This window comes from Catenibacterium sp. (assembly GCF_052354645.1).
GTDB lineage: Bacteria > Bacillota_I > Bacilli_A > Erysipelotrichales > Coprobacillaceae > Catenibacterium > Catenibacterium mitsuoka_A.
Map to the genome: position 1 here is coordinate 1 of NZ_DAWDDM010000206.1, position 3,645 is coordinate 3,645.

5 protein-coding genes are annotated in these 3,645 nt (G+C 34.3%); 4 read left to right on the top strand and 1 reads right to left on the bottom strand.

What is annotated here, in order from left to right; translation table 11 throughout:
- The first annotated feature begins 28 nt into the window (after positions 1-28).
- Positions 29-382 carry an HAD-IA family hydrolase gene (locus tag ACT8VG_RS08665; RefSeq protein WP_444195642.1) on the top strand — a complete coding sequence of 118 codons (354 nt, stop codon included), beginning with the start codon at positions 29-31 and terminating at the stop codon, positions 380-382.
- Between the two features lie 34 nt (positions 383-416).
- Here the strand turns inward: ACT8VG_RS08665 and rpmB are convergent, their stop codons facing one another.
- On the bottom strand, positions 417-602 hold the full coding sequence (gene rpmB, locus ACT8VG_RS08670; RefSeq protein WP_022425067.1) for a 50S ribosomal protein L28: 186 nt from the start codon (positions 600-602) through the stop codon (positions 417-419).
- A 234-nt stretch (positions 603-836) separates the two neighbouring features.
- Here rpmB and ACT8VG_RS08675 point away from each other — a divergent pair, with 234 nt between their 5' ends.
- The 3 genes from ACT8VG_RS08675 to ACT8VG_RS08685 form a co-directional block, all read left to right on the top strand.
- Positions 837-1,190, top strand: a complete 354-nt coding sequence (locus ACT8VG_RS08675) for an Asp23/Gls24 family envelope stress response protein (protein ID WP_444195643.1) — start codon at positions 837-839, stop codon at positions 1,188-1,190.
- Between the two features lie 11 nt (positions 1,191-1,201).
- Positions 1,202-2,821 (top strand): DAK2 domain-containing protein, encoded by a 1,620-nt coding sequence (locus ACT8VG_RS08680; protein WP_217106833.1) that lies wholly within the window; start codon positions 1,202-1,204, stop codon positions 2,819-2,821.
- Positions 2,822-3,070: 249 nt separating this feature from the next.
- A partial coding sequence (locus tag ACT8VG_RS08685) for an MBL fold metallo-hydrolase (protein ID WP_444195644.1) occupies positions 3,071-3,645 on the top strand: 575 nt, incomplete at its 3' end.

Consider the following 3,645-nt stretch of genomic DNA (forward strand, 5'->3'; position numbering starts at 1 on the left):
TTTGAATTAATTCGCCTTAGATGTCATTTTGGCGGATAAACCACATTGCAAGCAGTATGCAGCATCATACGGCACAAAAGTCGCTCAGTTAGGCAAATTAAAGGGTACAGGGCTTTATGATTTATTTGATGATATATTCATCTCAGAAGATGTAGGATACGAAAAACCTGATCTCACTTACTTTAATTATATTAAAGAAAAAACCCACTATGATCCTGATACTACAATTATTATTGGAGACTCACTTACAAGCGATATAAAGGGTGGAGAGAATGCAGGAATAGATACATGCTACTTTAATCCAGAACATCAAAAAAACACTTCTCAAGCTGTCACATACGAAATAGACAAACTTATAGAAGTGTTAGACATAGTAAAATAAAAGAGGCTGTTACCAGCCTCTATTATTATATCGATTAAGCGCTCTTTCTTAAAGTTCTTAACTGTCTTGCAGAAACTCTTACCTTTGTAGGCTTACCATCGATGATGACAGTAGCTTTCTGTAAGTTAACATTCCACTTTCTTCTTGTAGCGTTTAATGCATGAGAACGGTTGTTACCAGACATAGGTCCTTTACCGCTAAGCTGACATTTTCTAGACATTGAATTCACCATCCTTTTACTTGTTTCACATACTCGTGTATCTTACCATCTACCTCATCAAAAATCAATCATTTTTTTTATTAATCTGTACAAAATGTAAAAAAAGTTGAATATATGGACAAAATAAGGATTGAAAAATCTTTATTGTTTGCTATAATCCTAATTGTTTGTAATGTTTGTGTATATGATATATAATTACTATTATGAAAAAAGAATAAAAATGGAGGAATCAATATGATTAAAAAAACAACTGATCTTGGAAATATAGATATTACAACTGACGTTATTGCTACTATTTGTGTTGGAGCTGCAACAGAATGTTATGGTGTTGTAGGTATGGCTAGCCAGAAGATGATGGATGGTTTTTATGATCTTCTAGGTAAAGATAATTATTCTAAAGGAATTGTTGTTGAAGAAGGTCAGACTGGTTCTATTATTAATCTTTATATTATTGTAGGTTACGGTGTGAAGATTTCTGAAATCGTATATGAAGTACAGAAGAAAGTTAAATATGTACTAGAAAAGACTCTAGATATTGATGTTGAAGCTGTGAATGTTTATGTTCAGAGCATCCGTGTAATGGACTAGGAGGATGAAGCATGAAGGAAATTAACGGTAAAATGTTTAAACAGATGGTCTTAAGCGGGGCCATCGTATTACATAATAATCATCCTGAGGTAGATGCTTTAAACGTCTTCCCAGTACCGGATGGAGATACAGGTACTAATATGTCTCTTACATTCAATTCTGGGGCTGAACAGGTTGAAAAGCTTGCTGATGATACACCTATTGGTGATATCGCTAAAACTCTTTCTAAGGGCTTATTAATGGGAGCAAGAGGTAACTCTGGTGTTATTCTTTCTCAGATCTTTAGAGGTGTAGCTAAATCACTTAAGGGAAAAGAAACTGCCAATGTTGCAGAATTATCTGATGCATTCTCTTCTGGTGCTAAAGTGGCTTATAAAGCAGTTATGCGTCCAGTAGAAGGAACAATCTTAACAGTTATCAGAGAATCTGCTGATGCAGCTGCTAAGTATGTACAGCCAGATATGGAAATTGAAGACTGGTTCTCTTACTTTGTAAAGAGTGCTGAAAAGTCTTTAGATAATACACCTGAACTTCTTCCAGTATTAAAAGAAGTAGGTGTAGTTGACTCAGGAGGAGCTGGTTTATTATTAGTATTAACTGGTTTCATGGCTGCTCTTGCTGGTGAAGTGATTGAAAAAGTAGATAATGTTGGTGCTGCAAGTGATGTGGAAATTGTACAGGAAGAAGAAAAGCCTTATGGCTATCGTGTACAGTTCACATTAAAGATTGATGACAGAAAGATGAATGCATTCAACTTAGACGGTTTCATCAATGAATTAAAGAATTTACCAGGTAAGAACGTAGATGTAGCACAGAAAGATAACAAGGTTATTGGTAATGTAGATACATTAAAGCCTGGTAATGCATTAAATACAGGTCTTCGTTTTGGTGAATTCACTAAGGTAACTGTAGTGAATACTGAAGTATCTGAAGAAGAAAAAGAAGAAGATATCCCAATGGCTCCTGCTAAGGAAATGGCTCTTATTTCTGTGGCTGCAGGTGATGGTATTAAGGATATGTTCCTTGAATTAAATTGTGATCATGTTGTATCTGGTGGTCAGACAATGAACCCAGCAACTGAAGATATCGTTAAAGCAATCAAGGGTGTGAATGCAAAACATGTTATCATTCTTCCAAATAACTCTAATATCGTCATGACTGCGCAGCAGGCTGCTACAGTATTAGAAGGAGAAGTAGACGTTGTTGTATTACCTACAAAGACTATTCCTCAGGGATTATCAGCTGCCATCATGTATAATCCAGAAGCAACATTGGATGAAAATGTGGATGAAATGAAGGAAGCTATTGCGAATGTAAAGACTGGTCAGGTGACTTTCGCAATCAAGGATACTTCAATTGATGGATTAGAAATTAAAGCAAATAACTATATGGCTTTATGTGAAAAGAAAATTGTGGCTTGTGTACCAGATAAGCTAGAAGCATTAAAGAATGTTTTAAGCAATCTTGTAGATGAAGATTCTGAAATCGTTACACTTATTTGTGGTGAAGACGTAACAGAAGAAGAACAGGAAGCAGCTAGAAGCTTCATTGAAGAAAACTATGAAGATGTAGAATGTGAAGTTCATGTTGGTAAACAGCCAGTTTACTCATTTATTGTTGGTGTAGAATAAACTATTAAATTCTGTAATTGAAAAGAACCTTTGATTTTTGAAGGGAATCAATAGAAAACTCGCTTTAAATTATTTGGGGATTCCACTTGTAAAGGGCAGTCAGAAATGACTGCCCTTTAGTGCGTTCATATTGAAACCTATATTCTTATAATATAAAATTATTTTTTTATTATTTTTTCTCCTTGACTTAGACTATAGTCTAAGGTTTAGGATTATAGTATCAAAGATGAAAACAAAGGAGAGAAAATAATGAATATTTTAAAGAGTAAACAAGGGCAGGCAATGCCTGATAAGACACAGTTTTTTAAGAGTGAAGCATTTGAAAAAATAGACCATACTGAAATAAGATGGATGGGTAATGCGAGTATGATGATTAATAGCAGAGGTACAAATATTATGATTGATCCATTACTTGAGGGCTTTGATATGCCTTTATTAATAGAAATGCCAATCTTAACTAAAGATATTCCTTCACTAGATGCATTACTCATTACTCATATTGATAATGATCATTATAGTCGTCCAACTTGCAAAGATGTATTAGAAGTATGTCAATCTTATCATGCACCCCAATATGTAGCTAAAGTCATGAAAGAAGAAGGTATACCAGGAATAGGCCATGATATCAATGACAGTTTTTTAGTAAATGATGTTAAGGTTACACTCACTCCTGTTTGGCATAATTGGCAAAATGAATCAAAAAAATATCAATATCGTAAGTGGAGCAAAGAAGATTATTGTGGTTACTGGATTGATACTTTGGATGGTACAATTTGGATAACTGGGGATTCTCGAATATTAGATGAGCATTTAAAGATGCCAAA

Bases quoted from the DNA above. Each gene is read 5' to 3' on its own strand.
- rpmB (WP_022425067.1), bottom strand. From the start codon at position 602: ATGTCTAGAAAATGTCAGCTTAGCGGTAAAGGACCTATGTCTGGTAAC.
- ACT8VG_RS08675 (WP_444195643.1), top strand. From the start codon at position 837: ATGATTAAAAAAACAACTGATCTTGGAAATATAGATATTACAACTGAC.
- ACT8VG_RS08680 (WP_217106833.1), top strand. From the start codon at position 1,202: ATGAAGGAAATTAACGGTAAAATGTTTAAACAGATGGTCTTAAGCGGG.